Genomic DNA, 19,488 nt, shown 5'->3' with positions numbered 1-19,488 from the left:
ATCACCCACCGCAACGAAGGAGCACCCATGGGCTGGAAGATCGTCACCGGTTCCGACAACGCCGGCTACGGCCACAAGAGCGCGCTGAAGGAACTCCTGGAGTCCGATCCCCGCGTCGACTCCGTGATCGACGTCGGCGTCACCGGCCGCGAGGACGGCACCTACTACCCGAACGTCGCCGTGGAAGCCGCGGAGAAGATCACCGCCGGCGAAGCCGACCGCGCGCTGCTGATCTGCGGCACCGGCCTCGGCGTCGCGATCGCCGCCAACAAGGTCCCCGGCATCCGCGCCGTCACCGCGCACGACCTGTACTCCGTGCAGCGCTCGGTGCTCTCGAACAACGCGCAGGTGCTGTGCATGGGCGAGCGCGTCGTCGGCCTCGAACTGGCCAAGGAACTGGTCAAGGTGTGGCTGGACCTCGAATTCGACCCCACCTCGTCCTCCGCGGCGAAGGTCGACGCGATCCGCGCCTACGACGGGTCCCTCGAGCAGGCCTGACCTGTCGCACTGCCCCCGTGCCGCCCGTCGCGCTGACGCCCGGTACATGGAGTTGATCGACGAGAACTTCCACAGGCTGGAAGTTCTCGTCGATCAACTCCATGAGGGGCTGCCCTGTGGCGGGCGGCGCTGTGAGGGGCGGCGCTGAGGCGGGTTGCCCCCGTCGTGGCGGGAGCTACGGTGCGAGGGCGCGGCCGCGCTGCTCGGGGAGCGTGAAGGCGGCCGCCGCCGCGAGGGCGAAGGCGATCGCGAAACCGACGAAGGCCAGCACCTGACCACCGGTCACCACCAGCAACGGCACCAGGAACGGCGCGAGCATCGAGGCGACGCGGCCGAATGCGGCGGCGGCGCCGGTGCCCGTACCGCGCACGGCGGTCGGGTACAGCTCCGGGCCGATCGCGTACAGCGCACCCCAGGCGCCGAGGTTGAAGAAGCTCAGCGCGCAGCCCGCGGCGATGATCGTCGCCTCCGAGTCCGCGAGGCCGTAGCAGATGGCGGCGACGGCGGAGCCGGCGAGGAAGACGGTCAGCGTCCATCTCCGGCCCAGGACCTCGATCAGCCAGGCCGCGACCGCGTAGCCGGGGATCTGGGCGAGCGTGATGATCAGCGTGAACGTGAAGGACTGCGTCAGGGTGAAGCCGCGGTCCACCAGCAGCGTCGGGATCCAGATGAAGGCCCCGTAGTAGGCCAGGTTGATGCAGAACCACACGGCCCACAGCCCGGCGGTGCGGCCACGCAGAGTGCGCGACCAGATGCCGCCGGTCGCGCGCACCGGATCGGTCTCGGGGATCTCGCCGGCTGCCGGGGACCCGGTGCCCGTGGCGGCAGCGACCGGCGCAACGGAGTCAGGGGCATCAGCGGCGGCGACGGCGCTCGCCGCACTGCTGCTCACTGCACTGCTGCTCACCGCGCCACTGCTCCCCGAACGGCTGCTCTGCCCGCCGCGAGCAGCGGAGTCCTCGAAGCTGCGCACCACGGCTTCGGCCTCGTCATGCCTGCCGACCGTCTCCAGGAACCGCACGGACTCCGGCGTGCCCAGGCGCACCACCAGCGAGTACAGCGCGGGGACCAGACCGATGGCGAGTGCCCAGCGCCATCCCGTCGGCCCGGAGGCCGCCACGAAGGTGCCGATCACGGCGGCGAGGATCCACCCCAGCGCCCAGAACGCCTCGAGCCACACGATCACGCGTCCGCGGATCCGGGCGGGCGCGAATTCGCTCATGAGGGTGGAGGCGACCGGCAGTTCCGCTCCGAGGCCCAGACCCACCACGAAACGCAGCACGATCAGGGTGCCCACCCCCATGGCGAGGGCCGAGGCGCCGGTGGCCAGACCGTAGACGAGCAGGGTGAGGGCGAAGACGCTGCGCCGGCCGATGCGGTCGGCGAGCAGACCGCCCACGCTCGCCCCGATCGCCATCCCCGCGAAGCCGGCCGAAGCGATCAGGGACCCGTCGCCCTTGGAGATGCCCCAGTGCACGCTGAGTGCCGCGATCACGAACGAGATCAGGCCGACGTCCATCGCGTCCAGCGCCCACCCGATCCCCGAGGCGCCCAGCAGTTTGCCGTGCTTGCGGGTGAACGGCAGGCGGTCCAGGCGCTGTGACCTGGTCAGGGCGTGCCCGGCATCGGCGAGCGGGGTATCGGGCACGGAAGGGGTGGGGCTCATCGTCATCTCCGGAAGGGCGGGTTTCTCCGCAGGCCATCTTGGCCCATGCCGGGGCCCGCACGAAGGGCAGGAATCGCTCCGACGGGACCGCAGGTGGACGGTCGTCCGTCACGCCGCTGGTCAGGGCGAGAAACGCCCTCAGGTCTCGAATGCGTTCCGGTCCTCCAGGTGGTCACAGGACGGCACGTCGGCTCGGGCACAGCACACGGGGGCAAGGGTGCAGGGCTCAGGCCGCGGGCGCGGAGGCCGGGAAGTACGAGGCCGGGAGGGCGAGGGGCGAGGTGGTCAGCGAGCGGAGTGCGAGAGCAGATCCGGGACTGCCTCGCCGCGCAGGACGGCGAGTGCGCGCCGGGCCCGTGCGCCGCCCCAGGACGAGAGGATCTCGGCATCGGCCTCGTCGATCAGTGCCCAGTCGTCGAGCTCGGCGGCCTCCAGGACGATGGTGGCCTCGAGCTCGGCGCGCGGGATGACGCCGGCGTCGAACACGAAATGGGCGCCCATCGGCGCGCTGCGCACCGGGTTGGAGGGCAACCAGTCGATCGCGAGCAGCCGCCCCACCTCCACGTCCAGGCCGAGCTCCTCGCTGACCTCGCGCTGGGCGCACCGGCGGGGGTCCTCGCCGGGATCGACGCCGCCGCCGGGGAGCAGCCAGTGGTCGCGATAGTTCGGCTTCTCGACCACGAAGCGGCCGTCCTCATCGCGCAGGATCACCGCGCCGGAGCTGATCACCTTGGGCAGGGTCGCGAAGTACGCAGGGTCCGGGAGCAGTCGGGGCATGGTCCCTATCGTGTCACCGTCCGGCGACGTGGCGTGGCGGGGCGGGCCCCAGCCGGAGGGCGGAACAGGGCTCAGTCGGCCCGTGTGAACCGCACCGTGGCGCCGGGCGCGGCCTGGGCCAGCAGGTCCAGCCCGGCTCGGGTCACCACTGCGATCACCGGGTACCCGCCGGTGGTGGGATGGTCCGGGCCGAACACGACGGGCAGGCCCGACGGAGGCACCTGGATCGCTCCGGGCACCATCGCCTCGCTCGGCAGCGACCCAGCGCCCTCGGGCACCGGGAGGGCGGGGCCGTCCAGGCGCACGCCGACGCGATCCGAATCAGAGCGCACCGTCCACTCCGAGGCGACCAGGGCGGCCAAGGCCATCGTGCCGAGCAATTCGTCGCGCGGGCCCGGGAGCACGGCGACGTCGAGCGATGCTGCGGCGCTCGGCGCGGTGCTCTGAGGAGCGCTCTGCGCTGCGTTCGGGTCGGCGGGGAGCGAGACCGGAACCGCGTCGAGCCCGTGCTCGGGGCCGACGAGCAGCACGTCGCCGGCGCCCAGCGGCGCGGGCCCGAGACCCGACAGGGTGTCGCGGGACAGGGAGCCCAGGACGTCGCCGTCCGGTCCGGGAGCACCGGCCGCACCGCTCGCCTCGGCCGCGTCGGGACCGTCGATGGTTCGCCGTACCCCACGGATCCCGCCGCGCACCGAGAGCACCAGGCGCAGGCCATGGGTGACGGGGCCCAGCTCGATCTCGTCCCCAGGATCCAGCGCGATCGGCACCTCGTGCGCGAGCTCGGCGGTGAGGCCGAGCTCGGCGGCGTCGGGATCGTGGCGACGGACCGTCAGCGCAGCGGCCCCGCCGGAGAGCGCGACGACGGTGGGGGCGCTCGCGCGCAGGTGCAGCGGTCCGAGCAGGGCCTCCAGCACCGGGGAGCGGGCGGGATTGCCGACGGCGACGTTGGCGCGCACCAGGGCCCCGCGGTCGAACGCGCCCGCGGGGCTCACCCCGATCGCGCCCCGGCCGGGACGCCCACTGTCCTGCAGCAGCACGAGAGGGCCGGGGGAGAGGACCTCGAGCGCGGGTGACGGGCCGGCGGGGGCCCCGGCCGCCGCGCGACCCTTTCGTCCTCGGGTCGGATGCCCTGACCCCGCGGCGCCCCCGCGCCCCGCTCGGTCCGACGCCGACGCCGACGCCGACGCCGACGCCGACGCCGGGACCGTGACACGGGCACCGGGGCGCTGCGCCATGAACCGCACCTGCGTGCCGGGAGTCAGCAGCGCCGGCGGGGTGCGAGCGGGATCGAACAGCGCGGCGTCGGTGTGCCCGATCAGCTGCCAGCCGCCCGGTGAGGGGCGCGGGTAGATCCCGCAGTAGCGGGAGGCGAGGCCGACGGCACCCGCGGGCACGGTGGTGCGCGGCTCCGCACGGCGCGGCACATCCCAGGCGGCAGCGGCGGCGCGCTCACCGGAGGCGCTGCCCGCGGCGTCCGGTGCGGCGCGGCCACGACGCGGCGGGGGACCGGCGGGCTGCTCGGCGCCGTCGGCCACGAGATAGGCGAAACCGGGGGCGAAGCCACCGAAGGCTGCCGTCCAGGTGGCCGCGGTATGGGCGGTGATCAGGGCGTCGGTGCTCATCTCGAGCAGCGCGGCGGCCTCCGCGAGGTCCTCGCCGTCGTAGACCACGCCGAGGGTCAGCTCCCCGGCCTCGGCGTGCTCATCGGCCGCGGCGGGAAGATGCCGCAGCAGGCGGGTCAGCTCGTCGAGATCGCGGGGAGTGGTGCCGGCCAGCAGCAGGGTGCGCTCGGCGGGGACCAGGTCCACCAGGTGCGCCGGGGCCAGGGCGCGCACGGCTGCAGCGGCAGCGAGCACAGCAACGGTGTCGGGGTACTCGGCGAGCACGGCGACCTCCCCGGCCCGATGCACCTGCAGCGGCGGCGGAAGCAGGTCGTGGGGCGAGGGTGGGCTGGTCACAGCGCCGCCTGGAGTCTCACGCCCGCGCCCTCCAGGCAGCCGCGGACGGCGTGGGCGAGCTCGACGGCGCCAGGGGTGTCCCCGTGCAGGCACACCGACCGGGCCGGCAGGTCCACCCAGGTGCCGTCGGCCGCACGCACACCTCGCGCGGTGGCTATCGACAGCGCCTGCGCGGCGACAGCAGTCGGGTCGGTGAGCACGGCGCCGGGCCGGCTGCGCGGCATGAGCGTGGCGTCGGCGAGATAGGCGCGGTCCGCGAAGCCTTCGAGCACCACGTCGATCCCGGCCGACCGCGCCAGCTCGACCACCACGGCGCCGGGCGCGGCGACCAGCGGCAGCTCTCCGCCGAGCTCGCGCAGTGCCTGCACCACGGCGGCGGCCTGACCCTCGTGATGGGCCAGGGCGGTGTAGAGGGCGCCGTGCGGCTTCACACCCCGCACCGCGGAACCTTCCGCCCCGGCCATCGCCTGCAGGCCTCCGACCTGCACGATCACGAGATCGGTGAGGTCCACGGGGGTGATGTCGAGGAAGCGTCGGCCGAATCCCGAGAGATCCGGGTAGGCGACGTGCGCGGTGATCGCGACGCTCCGGGCAGCGGCCGCGCGGGTCGCCTCCCGCATCGTCCCCGGGTCTCCGGCGTGCCCGCCGCAGGCGATGTTCGCGGTGGTCACCACGTCGAGCATGGCCGCGTCCTCGCCCATCGACCAGTCGCCGTAGCCCTCTCCGAGATCGGCATTGAGGTCCAGCAGCGGGCGGTCGGCATCCATCGGGGATCGTCTCCTTCGCGCGGGGTGCGGCAGTGCAGGTCCATTGTCCGCCATCGGACGCTCTGCACCAGGAGGCCCCGGGCCGGCAGATAGTGTCGAAGCATGAGTCAGAGCCCCACCGACCGGCCCGCCTCCCGCGAGGTCCCCGACCTCCCGGCAGGTCTGGGATCCAGCGATCCCGACGCCCCGGTGCAGTACACCTCGGCCGACGTCGCCGGCGCCGCCGAGGTGCTGCGCCGCGCCGAGGACGGCGAGGCGGAGCTGCTGCTCTCGCTCACCGATGAGCAGATCGCCGGGCTGGAGGGGTACGAGCGCCGCCAGTTCACCGCCGCCCCGTGGCTCGACGAGCACGCCGAACAGCGCAGCGTCGCCGCTCACGTGGGGCTGCGCGCCCTGATCGCCGCGGGCCGCGTGCGCAGCGTCATCGACGCCGAGAGCGGTCAGCACCAGTGGCGCGCGGATCCCGAGATCGCCGGCTGTCTGGTGCTGCGCCGCACCGCGAGCGGGTTCACGACCGCCGAGCGCACCGTGCAGACCGAGCAGGGCCCGCAGGTGCACCGTCTGCACTACTACGTGCACGCGGCCGGGGTGCTCGAGGAGGAGGTCACCGCGCTGGGCATCCACCGCTTCACCCCGCTGCGCAGCCAGCAGGTCGGCGCCCGCCTGGTGTCTCTGGTGGACCCGGCCGGGGTCGCGGCAGGCAGCGGGACCCCGGTCCGGGTGCGGGCCTCCGCGCTCGGCGCGAGCGACCTGTCCCAGCAGCTGGCTCTGACCCGCGCCCTCACCGTGCTCACCATGGTGCGCACGGCCGACGGGACCGTGCAGCAGGCCAGCGTGTACGCGACCCCTACGCACGTGCTCACGATGGAGGCCCTCGATCCCGGCGCGGAGGACCCGGAACTGGAGTTCCGCACGGTCGATGCGACGGACCTCCACGCCCTGGCCACGGTGGTGGTGGCCGGCCGGGGCGAAGCCGGGTGAGCGGCCCCGGGCTCGCTCAGGATTCGGCGCTGCTCACCCCTGGCGGCGCTCAGGCCTCGGCGGTCAGGGCATCGCGCAGTGCCCGGGCGGCGGCTTCGGGATCCGCCGCCTCGGCGACCGCCCGCACCACCACGATCCGCTGCGCGCCGACGGCGAGCACCTCGGGCACTCGGGCGAGATCGATCCCGCCGATCGCGAAGAACGGCTTCGACGCAGCAGGGTCCTCGCCTGCCCCGGCGGGCTCTGCCTCGGCCCGCGCTGCGGCGCGAGGCAGGTCCAGGCCCACGGGGGCGCGGTCCGGCTTCGTCGGCGTCGCCCACACCGGGCCCGTGCAGAAGTAGTCGATCCCGGGATCGGAGGCGGCCTCGTGCATCTGCTCCTCGGTGCGGGTGGAACGGCCCACCAGCACCTCGGAACCGACCAGCGCGCGGGCGTCGGCCGTGGTCAGATCGCCCTGGCCGAGATGGAGCACGTCGACCCCGGCGAGCACGGCGACGTCGGCCCGGTCGTTCGCCGCCAGCAGGGCGCCGTGGGCGTCGGCGACGGGCCGCAGGGCGCGCAGGGCTTCGACCTCGGCGCGGGACTCGGCGCTCTTGTCCCGCACCTGCAGGATGTCGACACCCCCGCGGAAGGCGGCGTCGGCGAAGGCGAGCAGGTCGGGAAGGTCCCGCGAGAGGTCGACGCACACGTAGAGGCGGGCGGCGGCGAGGGCGGCGCGGCGTCGCCGGCCCGCCTCGTCCTGGGAAGCGCGGCGTCGAGGGGCGGCGGGGGCGCCGGCCGAGGCGGCCGACGGAAGAGCATTGTCCATGGCAGAAGCGTCCCACGGCGGCGGCCGGTTCCGACCTCTCGGCCCGGCACGCCGTAGACTCGCGGTGTTCCGTGGGAGCCCGGTGTGACGGGCTGAGAGGGCGTGCGGCGCCGACCACCAGCACTGGATGCGGATCATGCCGCCGTCAGGAGGAAGTCGCTCATGCAGCGTGTCGTCGTCATCGGGGCGGGCCTCGTCGGCCTGCTGACCGCTCTGGAGCTGCGCCGTCGCGGGCATCGCGTCGTGCTGCGCTCGGTGGGGATCGCCGAAGGTGCGAGCTTCGCCGCCGCGGGCATGCTCGCGCCCGCCGCCGAGATCCAGTACGGCCAGGGGCCGCTGTGGGACATCATGCGCGAGGCCGGCGACCTGCACCGGGAGCTGGCTGCGCGGCTTCCCGGTGCCGGTTACCGTGACGTCTCCACCCTCGTCGTCGGCCGTGACGCCGCAGATCTCGCCGCCCTCCACGACCTCGCGGCCGTCCAGCGCTCCACCGGCGCCGAGGTGCGCGAGCTGACCGGCGCGGCCCTGCGCCGCGAGGAGGGCGCCCTGCTGCGCGGGCTCGCCGGCGGTGTGCTCCTGACGCGCGACCACCAGGTCGATCCCCGGCTGCTCGCCGCGGCCGCGCACGCCGCGCTCGAGTGCGATGGATTCGAGGGCGGCGACGGCGCCGGCCCGCCCGTCGAGATCCACCTCGGCCCGGTCGCCGGCTACGAGGACACCGGCGCGGACCGCATCGTCCTCGCCGCCGGTCTCGGGGTCCCGGAGATCGACGGCCCCCATCGCCGCCTCGAGCTCGCCCTGCGGCCGGTGCACGGCGACATCCTGCGACTGCGCGTGCCGCCGTCGCTGCTGCTGCCGGGGGAGGGCAACCTCGTGACCCGCACGGTGCGCGCGATCGTCCGCGGCCGTCCCGTGTACCTCGTCCCGCGCGATGACCGCACCCTCGTCCTCGGCGCCACCAGCCGCGAGGACGATCTGGCCGGCACCTCCGCGGGCGGGGTGCTGCAGCTCCTCCAGGACGCCGCGGAGATCCTGCCCGCCGTGCGCGAGACCGAGCTGATCGAGGTCACCACGCGCGACCGCCCCGGCACGCCGGACGATCTCCCGCTGCTCGGCCCCGTCCCCGGCGCTGAGCACGTGATCATCTCCACCGGGTACCACCGCCACGGGATCCTGCTGGCGGCCTGGGCCGCCCAGCGCACCGCCGACCTGATCGATGGCGATCCGCAGAGCCCCGCCACCGCCGCGCAGCTGCACGCCGTACGGCCCGATCGCTTCACCCCGGGCGCCGCGCCGACCGATGGCCCCGCCCGCACTGCTCGCCCCGCCGCCCCCGCTCTGGAAGAGGCCCGATGACCAGCACCATCCCCCTCACCGTCAACGCCGAGGACCTCGCGGTCCCCGCCGGCTGGACCGTGCGCGATCTCGTCGCGCACCGGGTCGGACACGCCGTCGGCGACGACGGCCGCGCGACCGACGGCGAGGCGCTCGGCGTGGCCGTCGCCGTCGACGATGCCGTCGTGCCCCGCAGCCGCTGGGCCGCGACCGCGCTCGCCGGCGGGGCGCGCTGCGAGATCGTCACCGCCGTCCAGGGAGGCTGAGCATGACCACCACCGCAGACCACACGACCGCCACCGGGGACCCCCTGGTCATCGCCGGGGAGACCCTGGACTCGCGCCTGATCATGGGCACCGGTGGCGCGACCGACCTCGCCGCCCTCGAACGCGCATTGGTCGCCTCCTCCACGGCGCTGACCACCGTCGCCATGCGCCGCTTCTCCACGCAGACCCGGGGCTCCGTGTTCGAGATGGTGCGCCGCCTCGGCATCCGGGTGCTGCCGAACACCGCCGGCTGCTACAGCGCCCGCGATGCCCTGCTGACCGCCGAGCTCGCCCGCGAGGCCCTCGAGACGAACTGGGTCAAGCTCGAGGTCATCGCCGATGAGGACACGCTCCTGCCCGACGGCGTGGAGCTGCTCGAGGCCACCGAGGAGCTCGTGCGCCGCGGCTTCACCGTGCTGCCGTACACGAGCGACGACCCGGCCCTCGCCCGCCGACTCGAGGACGCGGGCGCCGCCGCCGTGATGCCGCTGGGCTCCCCGATCGGCACCGGCCTGGGCATCCTGAACCCGCACAACATCGAGCTGATCTGCGAGCGCGCGGCCGTGCCCGTAGTGCTCGACGCCGGCATCGGCACCGCCTCGGACGCCGCGCTGGCGATGGAGCTGGGCTGCTCCGCCGTGCTCGTGGCCAGCGCCGTCACCCGTGCCCGCGACCCCGAGGCGATGGCCCGGGCGATGGACCTCGCCGTGCGCGCCGGTCGCGCCGCCGCGGGCGCCGGCCGGATCCCGCGCCGCCGCCTCGCGCGAGCCTCCTCCGCCTTCGTCGGGCTCATCGAACCGGTCGACGGCAGCGGACGGGAGGCCGAGTCGTGGTGACCCTCCCGCCCCTGGTCGAGCCCGGCCCCGACCTGACCCCCGCACAGATCGACCGGTACCGCCGACAGATCACGCTCGCCGCGATCGGCACGCTCGGTCAGCGCCGCCTGCGCGCCGCTCGCGTGCTGGTGATCGGCGCCGGCGGACTGGGCACCCCCGCGCTGCAGTACCTCGCGGGCGCCGGCATCGGCACCCTCGGCGTGGTCGACGACGACGTCGTGGACCTCTCCAACCTCCACCGCCAGGTCATCCACGACACCGACGGGCTCGGGGCGGCGAAGGTCGACTCGGCCGCCGCCGCCGTCGGTCGCCTGAACCCGGAGGTGACCGTCGAGACGTATTCCGTGCGCCTGACCGCGCAGAACGTCGTGGACCTGGTGGGCTCCTACGACCTGGTCCTCGATGGGGCCGACAACTTCGCGACCCGCTACCTCGTGGCCGACGCCAGCGAGATCACGGGGGTGCCCGTCGTGTGGGGCGCGATCCTGCGCCACCACGGCCAGGTCAGCGTGTTCTGGCCCGGCCGCGGCGCCCACTACCGGGACGTGTTCCCCGAGCCGCCGGCCCCCGGGGAGGCCCCGTCCTGCGCCGAGGCCGGTGTGCTCGGGACCCTTCCCGGGCTGATCGGCACGATCATGGCCTCCCAGGTGATCCAGCTGGTCACCGGCACCGGGGATCCCCTCGTCGGGCGCCTCACCCTGTGGGACGAGGCCACCAGTTCGACCCGTTCGCTGCGGATCGAGCGCGACCCCGAACGGGCATCGGCGACCCGCGTCGAGGTGCCGGCCGCCGCGGATCCGTCCTGCCGCACGGGCGGACCGACCACCGACGAGACCCTCGACGCGCCCGCGCTGCGTCACCTGCTGCCCACCGGGCTCACACTGATCGACGTGCGAGAGCCGTGGGAGACCGCGGCCGGCACCATCGACGGCGCCCTCACGGTGCCTCTCGGGGAGCTGATGGAGCGCGGCGCCGAGGCACTGCCCGGCGGCGTCGGCGGTGGGGAGGTGGTCCTGTACTGCCAGGGCGGCTCGCGCTCCGCCCGGGCGCTCGAGCACCTGCGTCCGGCGTGGAGCGGGCGCGAGGGCCATCTGCGGCATCTCGACGGCGGGTACGCGGCCTGGGTCGCGGGCGGACCGGAGGCCCGACAGGCGGACCTGTGATGGTCCGACGTCAGCGGGCCGCGGCGAGCCACCGGTCCAGAACGTCCTCGAGGCGGCCATGGAGTCGCAGCGTGGCGTCGGGATCGGCGCGGGTGGGTCCGTCGTTGAGGATCACCACCGGTTTCTGCTGACGCCCGGCCGCCCGCACGAACCGCAGTCCGGACTGCACCGTGAGGCTCGAACCGAGCACCAGCAGCGCCTCGGCCTCCGCGAGCGCGGCGAAGGCGTCGGCCACCACCTCGGGCCGCGCGGATTCCCCGAAGAACACCACGTCGGGTTTGAGGATCCCGCCGCACAGCGGACACGGCGGATACCGGAACCTGCTGGTGCGATCCACCTCCGCGTCCCCGTCGGGCGCCTGGGCGGCATCGGCGGCGAGCTCCGACAGCCGTGCGGCGAGCTCGGGGTTCATCATGAGCATCCGCGAATGCAGCGCGGCGCGCGAGGAGAGCGTGTCGCATCGCTGGCAGCGCACCTGATCGAGGCGCCCGTGCAGGTCGATCACCGGGTCGGAGCCGGCCGCCTGATGGAGCCCGTCGACGTTCTGCGTGATCACCGCCGTCACGGCGAAGGCGGCGCCGTCGAGAGCGGCGAGCAACTGGTGCGCAGGGCCGGGCCGGGCCCGGCCGAACTGCGTCCAACCCACGGTCGAGCGCGCCCAGTAGCGGCGCCTCGCCAGATCATGTCCCATGAACTCCTGGTAGGTCATGGGGGAGCGGGGCACGGCGTCGCGCCCGCGGTAGTCCGGCAGCCCGGAGCCGGTGGACATCCCCGCGCCGGTCAGCACCGCAACGCCCCGCCCGCGCAGCAGGTCGAAGGCCGCCTCGAGCTCCGTGGGCGGGCTCTGCAGCCCGTAACGGGCCCCCTCCATCGGCCCCCACGCCGGCATCCGGGGGCCGCCGCGGGTCGGGCCGGGACCGCCCAGCGGGGCGGTGGTGGCGGTGGCGAACCAGCGGCCGACGTCCGCCGCCGGCCCGGCACGGCTCGCGCCGCCCCCGGGCCTCTCCTGGCTGCTCATTCCCCGAGCGTAGGCGGTCCGGGGGCCTCCTGGCCGGGCTCAGTGGTCGGCTCCTCGCGCACCGCACCCCTGCGTGCGCGCAGACGATGGGTGAGGAACCCGATCACGGCGAGGAGCCCCAGGGCGCCGACGACCAGCGAGTACGCACGCACGAAGCCCTCCAGGGCGTCTCCGCCGGCCTGCCCGAAGGCGTAGCCGGCGACCACGAACACCGCGTTCCAGATCCCTGATCCCAGGCCGGTGGCCAGGGCGAACAGAGCTACGGGCATCTTCTCGATACCGGCCGGGATCGAGATGAACGTGCGCACCATGGGCACGAAACGGGCGATCGCCACCGCGGGGAAGCCCCAGCGGGCGAAGAAGCGCATCGCCACGTCGACGTCCTTCTGCTCCATCAGCGGGATGCGCTGGATCAGGGCGCGGGTGCGCCCCAGGCCCAGCGCGCGGCCGACCCCGTACACCCCGAGCCCGCCGAGCACGGAGCCCAGCGTGGTCCACAGCAGCGGCACCAGCACGTGCTGACCGTTCGCCGCCGCCGAGACTCCCGCGAAGGGCAGCAGGATCTCCCCGGGGATCGGCGGGAACAGCGCTTCAGCGGCGATCACCAGCGCGGTGCCGGGGCCGCCCAGGAACTCCATCAGGGCGATGGCCCATCCGGTGACATCCATCGCCGCCCCCGTTCGTCGGCCCGGTCGCTGGCGAGCACGGTAGCGAACCGCGGTGTCGCACGGGTGAACGAGACATGGCGGCGGGTCGGGAGCGGGTCACTGCGCCGGCAGCGGCAGGATCCCGTCGTGGCGGGCGCCCCAGGCGGCAGGGAGCCCGGGGAAGCGCGGGCCGTCGTCCCAACCGGCTGCCATCAGGGCGAGCGCGATCAGGGTGCCGCCGTTGGCGGGCAGGTAGGCGGGCAGGCCGGGCCGCTGAGGGAAGTGCCCGGCCGCGTCGCAGCGATTCTTGACCGTCGGCAGCAGCAGGGCATCGACGGCGCTCTCGGGGCGCTGCAGCCGGGCCGCGCTCATCGCGAGCGCCGGGTAGTCCCAGCCCCAGGTCGACTCCCAGTCCCAGGCGCCGAGGGCGTCCTCCAGGGCGCTCTGCGCCGCGGCGGCGGGGAGGGTGCCGGTGGGCGGCACCATCCCGTAGGCCAGCAGATGCGCGGGATGGTCGGAACGCTCCATCGAGGGCCCGTCCCGGAAGGTCGCCAGCTCGCCGCGCGCGGTCAGCGGTGCGTGGATCCGCTGGGCGATCGCCGTGAGCTCACCGGCGTCCCGGGCGCCGCGCCGCAGCCGCCAGCGGTCCGCCACGCGCAGCGCCCACGCGACGTAGGCGAGCTCGAACGAGGGGTCCTGCACCGCGCTGCGGTCCGCCACGTGCCGCTCCTGGGCGCCGATCAGGGGTGGGCCGAGCCCGAGATGCTCGCCGTCGGGCCGCAGCAGATCCACCAGGCACAGTGCGCTCTGCTCGACCAGTTCCTCCAGCACCGGATCGGCGAGGGCGGCCGGGTCGGCGCGGCGCAGCAGCTCGGCCAGATGGATCGGATGGGGCTGCTGCCACAGCAGGAACGGCCCGATGTCGCTCGGGGATTCGCGGAGGTCGGGGCCGATCTGCTTGGGCCAGCGCGCCCCGCGGCAGCCCTGCCGCCGCGCCGTGGCCCGCGCCACCGGGAGCGTGGCCGCGTAGAAGTCCAGGCTGCGCCGCAGAGAGGCGGCGTCCCCCCACAGGGCGAAGTGCGCGCCGTGCCACCAGTGCATCTCGAGGTGGAACTTCCCGCGCCAGGAGTTCGCCAGCAGCCCCGTCTCCGCCGGGGGCAGCACCCCGGCGGCGTGGACGCGCTGGATATAGCGCGAGAGCACGGCCCGACGTTCGAGCTCGGCCGCTCGCGGATCGTCGGCCCGGCCCAGGTCGAGGATCCCGGTGTGCTCCCAGTGCTCGGACCAGAAGCGGGCGGACCGCTCGCGCACGCCCGTGCCCGTCGGCCCGAGGGCGGTCGGCGTCGTCGACAGGCTGCCGGAGGGCAGGCTCAGCGCGGGCACCACCCGGGGCACCAGCTCGAGCACCACGTCCAGCGGTCCGGAGGCGGGGTCGGCGCGCAGTCGGACGTCGTGGTCACCGGTCGGCACCGCCGTCGCCCCGTGGACGACCACGTCGTAGACCAGGTCGTCCAGGCGGCGGCGGATTCGCCCGCCCTCGACGCGCGTGGTGTGGGCTCCGGGATCGGCCCAGTTCGCCGCGCCATCCCAGGCCGTGGTGGCGTAGGGGAAGCTCAGGGTGAGATCCAGTCCCGGGGTGTCCAGGTCCAGGGCCAGCAGGGGACGTTCCGGATCGGCGGCTGTGGTCACCATGCAGGCGCGGCCGCGGTACCGGAACGAGGAGCAGATCGTCCCGCTCCACAGATCCAGGTGCTGTGCGGCCTCGGTGATCTCTGCGGGTGACGGAGTTCCACCGGTCGCGCTGTCCGTGAGAGCGAAGCGCAGCAGGGACACCTTGTGCGGGTTCTCCCGGAACCAGGCGGCACCGGGGTCGGGCGCCTCCGTCCCGCCGGGGAGATCCATGTACTCCGCGTCGCCGCGGTGTGAGGAGTAGGGCCGCAGCAGGGACTCCCACGGCTGGGGCGGCGTGCCCGGCATCGTGTGCCAGCCCCATTCGGCCAGGGTGTTGATCCTGGTCTCGGCGCTGTCGGGGCCCGAGAAGGTCTGCGTCCCGGTGCGGTCCACCCCGGCCGCGAAGCTCCCGTTGCCGACGGAGAGGATGGCATCGTCGGAGCTCGTCAGGCGCGGGTCGTGGCGGGAGACCACCGCGTGCCGGTCGATCCGCGCCCCGTCGGCTGTTCCCGCCGCGCCGGCAGCTGGGCCTGCCCCGCCGCTCATCCGGCGACGGCCGCGACGGATTCGGTGTGCCAGGCCTGCGCCGCCTCCTGCGCGGTCGCGTCTCCGAACAGCACGGAGTTCTGGTGACGCGGCGTGATCTCGGCAACCGCCGTGGAGCCGGCCGGGCCGATCCAGGTGGGCTTGAGCTCCATCTCGCCGAGCGCGGAGATGTACTCAACCTCCCTCTGCGCGGTCTCGGAGAGCTCGGGCAGGATCGCCTGGCGCACCGCCTCGATGGCCGGGACCCCGCGGTCGGTGAGGATCAGCGTCGCCGCCTCGGGATCGTTGACCAGGAAGCTGACGAACGTCGCCGCGTTCTCGGGGGAGGCGGTGCGCGCGGAGATCGTGTAGAACTGCGAGGACTGCAGCCACACTCCGCTCTCGACGGACTCACCGGGCACCTTCACGATCTCCAGTTCTGCCCCGGAGGCCTCGGCCAGCGCGGTCAGCGAGCTCGACCAGGTCAGCATGAAGGCGGCGAGCCCGCGACCCAGGAGGGTCTGCTCGGGGCCGACGTCGGTGAGCTCGACGAGCACCTCGGCTCCCGGCGAGGCGCCGCTGTCCACGAGGGCCTTCGAGTACTCGAAGAAGGACTGCACGGTCGCGACCTCCAGTCCGATCTCCCCGTCCTGGGTGTAGAAGATCTCGCCGTGCTGACGGGCCCACAGGTCGATCGAGTCGTGCGTGAACACCGATCCGGAGCCGAAAGTGCCGTCGGGAGAGTTCTCGCTGACCGCGCTCGCCACCTCCGCGTAGTCCTCCCAGGTCCAGGTCTCGGTATCGGGCAGCTCGACCCCGGCGGCCTCCAGCACCGCCCGGTTCACGATCATGCCCGGGGCGTTGATCCCGGTGGTGACCGCGACCTGGGTGCCGTCGACCTGGCCGTTGCTGCGCGCCACCTCGTCCATCGCGGAGAGGTCCAGGGAATCCTCGACGGTGCCCAGGTCCAGCAGCACGGACCGCGCCGCGTACTCCGCGGGATAGGCGCCGCCCATGGTGATCACGTCGGGCTCGTCCTGGGCGGCGACCGAGGTGGCGAGTTTGTCGAAGTACCCGGAGATGTCGCCGGGCTCGGCGCTGATCTCCAGGTCCGGGTTCTTCTCGGCGAACAGGTCGAGCACGGCCTGGGTGGTCGCCGCACGCTCCGGATTGCCCCACCAGGCGAAGCGCAGCGGGCCGTCGTCGGAGCCCCCGCCGCTGGAGCTGTTGGGCCCGCAGGCGGCGAGGGGCCCCAGCGCGAGGGCGCCCAGCGGGAGGGTGGTCAGGGCGGTGCGGCGGGACAGCGTCATGGGTGGTCTCCTGGGAGGACGACGGGGCGGGCCGGGACGCGGCGGGGTCAGAGCTCGGGCTGCATGCCCTCGAGGACGGTGAGGATCTCGTCGGCGACGTCCGCGGGGGGCCGGGTGCCGAACAGGGACTCCTCGCCGAGCCGGGAGAGCTCGTCGCCGAAGCCGACCCCGGCGGCAGGCGTGACCAGCGGAGGCCGCACCACCTCGGCCTGCATCTCGCGGGCGAAGTCGAGGGAGACCATCTCGTTCTCGTCCAGCACCGACTCGATCTCCGTCTGCAGCTCGGGGAAGGAGGTCACGCCGCGCTCGATCTTGAGGACCTTCGCGGCCTCGGGATCGCGCAGCAGGAAATCGATGAGGGTCGCGGCCGCGTCCGTGCTCCCCGTCCCCGCGGCGATCGACCAGTACATCGAGGCCTTGTTGACCATCTGGTGGTCACCGCTGGTGCGGGCCGGCAGGCGCAGCAGCTCCAGCGGCGAACCGGAGGCCTTCTGGAAGGTCTGCACCTGGGTGTGGAACTGGAGGTGGAAGGCTGCGCGGTTGTTGCCGAAGCGTCCCTGCTCGACGCCGGCGGCGAAGTCCTCGACCTGTTCGGAGGGGCCGACGACCGCGCCGGACTCGACCAGCGCGAGCGCGTACTCGAGGTAGGCGACGATCGTGTCCTTGCTGATCAGCGTCTCGTCCTCGCGAGGGAACAGCTGCTGCCCGCTCTGGCGGGCCCAGGCGCCCAGCTCTGCGGCGCTGGTGCCGAAGAAGTCGAAGCCCACGACGTCCTCGCCGGCCTCCGTCGCCCAGTCGCTGACCTGGGTGCTCAGCGCGGCGAACTCGTCCCAGGTCCAGGTGGTGTCCTCCGGCATGGCGACCCCGGCCTGCTCCAGGAGCGTCGGATTCACGCCGATGGAGAAGATCCCGATGCCCAGCGGGGCGCCCACCAGGGTTCCGTCGGCCAGCCGCCCGGTGTCGAGCACGGCCTCGTCCATGTCGCTGAGATCCAGCAGGTCGGAGACCGTCTCGAGGTCGAGCAAGGAGGAGCGGGTGCCATAGGAGTCGATGTAGGCCTCGTCCATCTGCAGCACGTCCGGGGCGTCTCCGCCGGCGAACTGGGTGGCGAGCTTGTCCCAGTAGCCGGTCCACTCGCTGTACTCGGGGGAGACGGTGACGTCCTCGTGCGACGCCGTGAACAGGTCGAGCGCCTCGCGGGTCAGGCTGTTGCGCAGGTCGCCGCCCCACCAGTAGATGCGCACGGAGTCCCCGCCTCCGTCCTCACCGCCGCCGGAACCGTCGGAGGCATTGGGGCCGCACGCGGCGAGAGCGGGTAGGGCGCCGGCGGCGGCGAGCAGGCCGATCGTGCTTCTGCGGGTGATCATCGTCGATCCTTCCGGAAGGGGGCATCTGGTCAGGAGGCAGGTCTCGGACGCCGGCCGTGCGCCGTGACGAGCGCGCCGTCGGCAGTGGCGGCGAGTCTCCCGGCTCGACGGAGCGGGCTGGTCCTGAGACGTTTCAGGATTAGTTATAGTGCCACACTAACCACCGGGCGCCGGGCGCACAAGAGCGTCGGCCGGTCGGCGCGTGCCGGTCGGAGGTTCCCGCCGAGTTCTCGCCCGGGCACGGTTCGACAACGGTCCGCCATCCCCGGCGGTATGGGTTGACAAGGCTCTCGTGAAGCGCTTTCCTGGGGTGCATCGCCTACCGCGATCGGCGCTCATCCTGCGGGATTCGACGGGTCGCGGGTGGTGGGATGAAAACCGAAACCTTTCACCATGAGCGCGTCACGGCCCGGAATCCCTCCGGCGCTGCGGCGCGACGGCCGGGACCGCGGAGGTCCTGTCCGCTCATCGCCCCCTTCGTGGCGGCCACGGCGGCCGCTGCGAGTCCTTCTCCCCGTCGCCCCGGTGGCACCCCGAAGATCAAAGGAGATCTGATGTTCACTCGACGCAATGCACTCGCGCTCGGTCTCGCTGTCCCCGGTCTCGCAGGCCTCGCGGCCTGCGGCCCCAACGCCTCCGGGGGCTCCGGGGGAGGCGGTGGAGAGGGCAGCGCCGCTACGCTGCGCCTCGCCTGGTGGGGAAATCCCACCCGCGACGAGAACACGCAGAACGTGGTCGAGGCCTACAAGGAGGTCGACGACGCCGTCACCATCAACCCCGAGCCGGGCGAATGGAGCGGCTACTGGGACAAGCTCGCCACCCAGACCGCCGGCGGCGATTTCCCGGACATCGTCCAGATGGACGAGAAGTACCTCGCCGAGTACGGCGGGCGCGGCGCCCTGCTCGACCTCGCCGGCGCCGGGCTGAACACCGAGGACTTCGTCCCCGGCTCGGTCGAGGTGGGCGAGCTGCCCGACGTCGGGCTCGCCGCGATCAACGCAGGCCTGAACTCCTTCGCGTTCCTCCTCAACCCGGTGGTCTTCGAGGAGGCCGGCGTCGACATCCCCGACGACACCACCTGGACGTGGGACGACCTCATCGACACCGCGGTGGCGATCTCCGAGAACACCGAGGACGGCACCTTCGGCATGACCCAGATGGGAACCCAGCAGGGCCTCTTCCAGGTCTACGTCCGTCAGGCGGGCCAGGACCAGTACAAGGACGGCGCCGCCGGCTTCGACATCGAGACCGCCACCGGGTGGTACGAATGGACCAAGAAGATCCAGGACAGCGGAGCGGGCCCGGATGCCAGCATCGCGGTCGAGGACGCCGCGAAGGCGATCGACCAGTCCCTGTTCGCCACCGGCAAGGCCGCCATCACCGTGGCCTGGTCGAACCAGGTGGTCGCCCACGACGGCCTCGTCCCCGAGGGAGTGGTCGTGCTGCGTCCGCCGTCGATGACGGGCTCTGCCGCCGATGCCCAGCTCTGGTACAAGGCCTCGATGTACTGGGCGGTCTCCGCCAAGACCGCCGATCCCGAGGCCGCCGTCGCCTTCGTGGACTACCTCGTGAACTCCCCCGACGCGGGCGCGATCCTCTCCGTCGAGCGCGGGGTGCCCGGCAACCTGACCGTGCGCGAGGCGATCGTCCCCGACCTCGACGAGGCCAACAAGAAGGCCGTCGACTTCCTGGAGTCCATCGAGAGCGAGCTCGGCGACGCCCCCGAGATCACGCCGCAGGGCGGCGGTCAGTTCGAGGACATCCTCACCCGCGCCGGCGAGGAGATGCTCTTCGGCACCCTCACCCCCGCCGAAGCCGGGCAGCGCGTGCTCGACGACCTGACCGCAGCCCTTGGCTGAGCAGACCTGCGCCACGGCGCCCCTCCCGGCGGGGAA

The 19,488-nt window shown here is 73.4% G+C and carries 17 protein-coding genes and 1 riboswitch; of the genes, 7 read left to right on the top strand and 10 right to left on the bottom strand.

Annotated elements, in window-relative coordinates; all coding sequences use genetic code 11:
• Nucleotides 1–27: 27 nt before the first annotated feature.
• Nucleotides 28–498 carry a ribose-5-phosphate isomerase gene (locus INT51_RS02695; RefSeq protein ID WP_193103663.1) on the top strand — a complete coding sequence of 157 codons (471 nt, stop codon included), beginning with the start codon at nt 28–30 and terminating at the stop codon, nt 496–498.
• 175 nt (nt 499–673) lie between these two features.
• Here INT51_RS02695 and INT51_RS02690 read toward each other — a convergent pair whose 3' ends face one another.
• The 4 genes from INT51_RS02690 to INT51_RS02675 form a co-directional block, all read right to left on the bottom strand.
• Nucleotides 674–2,170, bottom strand: a complete 1,497-nt coding sequence (locus tag INT51_RS02690; RefSeq protein ID WP_370540777.1) for an MFS transporter — start codon at nt 2,168–2,170, stop codon at nt 674–676.
• Between the two features lie 279 nt (nt 2,171–2,449).
• Complete coding sequence (locus tag INT51_RS02685) at nt 2,450–2,941, bottom strand: NUDIX hydrolase (RefSeq protein ID WP_193103661.1); 492 nt, start codon at nt 2,939–2,941, stop codon at nt 2,450–2,452.
• Nucleotides 2,942–3,012: 71 nt separating this feature from the next.
• Nucleotides 3,013–4,899, bottom strand: coding sequence for a carboxyltransferase domain-containing protein (locus INT51_RS02680; protein ID WP_193103660.1), 1,887 nt, complete (start codon nt 4,897–4,899; stop codon nt 3,013–3,015).
• Nucleotides 4,896–5,666, bottom strand: a complete 771-nt coding sequence (locus INT51_RS02675; protein ID WP_226831892.1) for a LamB/YcsF family protein — start codon at nt 5,664–5,666, stop codon at nt 4,896–4,898. The genes INT51_RS02680 and INT51_RS02675 overlap by 4 nt, the downstream gene beginning before the upstream one ends.
• A 102-nt stretch (nt 5,667–5,768) precedes the next feature.
• Between INT51_RS02675 and INT51_RS02670 the strand changes: the two genes are divergently transcribed.
• Nucleotides 5,769–6,647: a hypothetical protein gene (locus INT51_RS02670; RefSeq protein ID WP_193103658.1), complete on the top strand. Its 879-nt coding sequence runs from the start codon at nt 5,769–5,771 to the stop codon at nt 6,645–6,647.
• Between the two features lie 49 nt (nt 6,648–6,696).
• On the opposite strand, the gene thiE is transcribed toward INT51_RS02670, so the two are convergent.
• Nucleotides 6,697–7,455 (bottom strand): thiamine phosphate synthase, encoded by a 759-nt coding sequence (gene thiE, locus INT51_RS02665; RefSeq protein ID WP_193103657.1) that lies wholly within the window; start codon nt 7,453–7,455, stop codon nt 6,697–6,699.
• Between the two features lie 61 nt (nt 7,456–7,516).
• Nucleotides 7,517–7,623, top strand: a riboswitch (TPP riboswitch).
• Here thiE and thiO point away from each other — a divergent pair.
• From thiO to moeB, 4 genes are all read left to right on the top strand, one after another.
• Nucleotides 7,618–8,811, top strand: a complete 1,194-nt coding sequence (gene thiO, locus INT51_RS02660; protein ID WP_193103656.1) for a glycine oxidase ThiO — start codon at nt 7,618–7,620, stop codon at nt 8,809–8,811. (Overlaps the previous riboswitch by 6 nt.)
• The gene (gene thiS / locus INT51_RS02655; protein WP_193103655.1) at nt 8,808–9,056 is read left to right on the top strand and encodes a sulfur carrier protein ThiS; all 249 of its coding nucleotides are present in this window, start codon (nt 8,808–8,810) and stop codon (nt 9,054–9,056) included. Before thiO ends, thiS begins: the two co-directional genes overlap by 4 nt.
• A gap of 2 nt (nt 9,057–9,058) precedes the next feature.
• Nucleotides 9,059–9,892, top strand: a complete 834-nt coding sequence (locus INT51_RS02650; RefSeq protein ID WP_193103654.1) for a thiazole synthase — start codon at nt 9,059–9,061, stop codon at nt 9,890–9,892.
• Nucleotides 9,889–11,055 carry a molybdopterin-synthase adenylyltransferase MoeB gene (gene moeB / locus INT51_RS02645; RefSeq protein ID WP_370540776.1) on the top strand — a complete coding sequence of 389 codons (1,167 nt, stop codon included), beginning with the start codon at nt 9,889–9,891 and terminating at the stop codon, nt 11,053–11,055. Before INT51_RS02650 ends, moeB begins: the two co-directional genes overlap by 4 nt.
• 10 nt (nt 11,056–11,065) lie before the next feature.
• Here the strand turns inward: moeB and INT51_RS02640 are convergent, their stop codons facing one another.
• From INT51_RS02640 to INT51_RS02620, 5 genes are all read right to left on the bottom strand, one after another.
• On the bottom strand, nt 11,066–12,073 hold the full coding sequence (locus tag INT51_RS02640; protein ID WP_193103652.1) for an NAD-dependent protein deacetylase: 1,008 nt from the start codon (nt 12,071–12,073) through the stop codon (nt 11,066–11,068).
• The gene (locus tag INT51_RS02635) at nt 12,070–12,741 is read right to left on the bottom strand and encodes a DedA family protein (RefSeq protein WP_193103651.1); all 672 of its coding nucleotides are present in this window, start codon (nt 12,739–12,741) and stop codon (nt 12,070–12,072) included. The genes INT51_RS02640 and INT51_RS02635 overlap by 4 nt, the downstream gene beginning before the upstream one ends.
• Before the next feature lie 96 nt (nt 12,742–12,837).
• A complete protein-coding gene (locus INT51_RS02630) occupies nt 12,838–14,937 on the bottom strand; it encodes a hypothetical protein (RefSeq protein ID WP_193103650.1) in 2,100 nt (699 codons plus the stop codon).
• Nucleotides 14,934–16,226 (bottom strand): ABC transporter substrate-binding protein, encoded by a 1,293-nt coding sequence (locus tag INT51_RS02625; protein WP_193103649.1) that lies wholly within the window; start codon nt 16,224–16,226, stop codon nt 14,934–14,936. The genes INT51_RS02630 and INT51_RS02625 overlap by 4 nt, the downstream gene beginning before the upstream one ends.
• Before the next feature lie 47 nt (nt 16,227–16,273).
• The gene (locus tag INT51_RS02620; RefSeq protein WP_193103648.1) at nt 16,274–17,593 is read right to left on the bottom strand and encodes an ABC transporter substrate-binding protein; all 1,320 of its coding nucleotides are present in this window, start codon (nt 17,591–17,593) and stop codon (nt 16,274–16,276) included.
• Between the two features lie 554 nt (nt 17,594–18,147).
• Between INT51_RS02620 and INT51_RS02615 the strand changes: the two genes are divergently transcribed.
• The gene (locus tag INT51_RS02615; RefSeq protein WP_193103647.1) at nt 18,148–19,452 is read left to right on the top strand and encodes an ABC transporter substrate-binding protein; all 1,305 of its coding nucleotides are present in this window, start codon (nt 18,148–18,150) and stop codon (nt 19,450–19,452) included.
• The last annotated feature ends 36 nt before the right edge of the window (nt 19,453–19,488 follow it).

The sequence above is a fragment of the Brachybacterium sp. FME24 genome (genome assembly GCF_014897705.1).
In the GTDB taxonomy this organism is placed as follows: Bacteria; Actinomycetota; Actinomycetes; order Actinomycetales; family Dermabacteraceae; genus Brachybacterium.
Note: the sequence above shows the minus strand (reverse complement) of the source record. Positions and strands in the feature narration are given on the sequence as shown.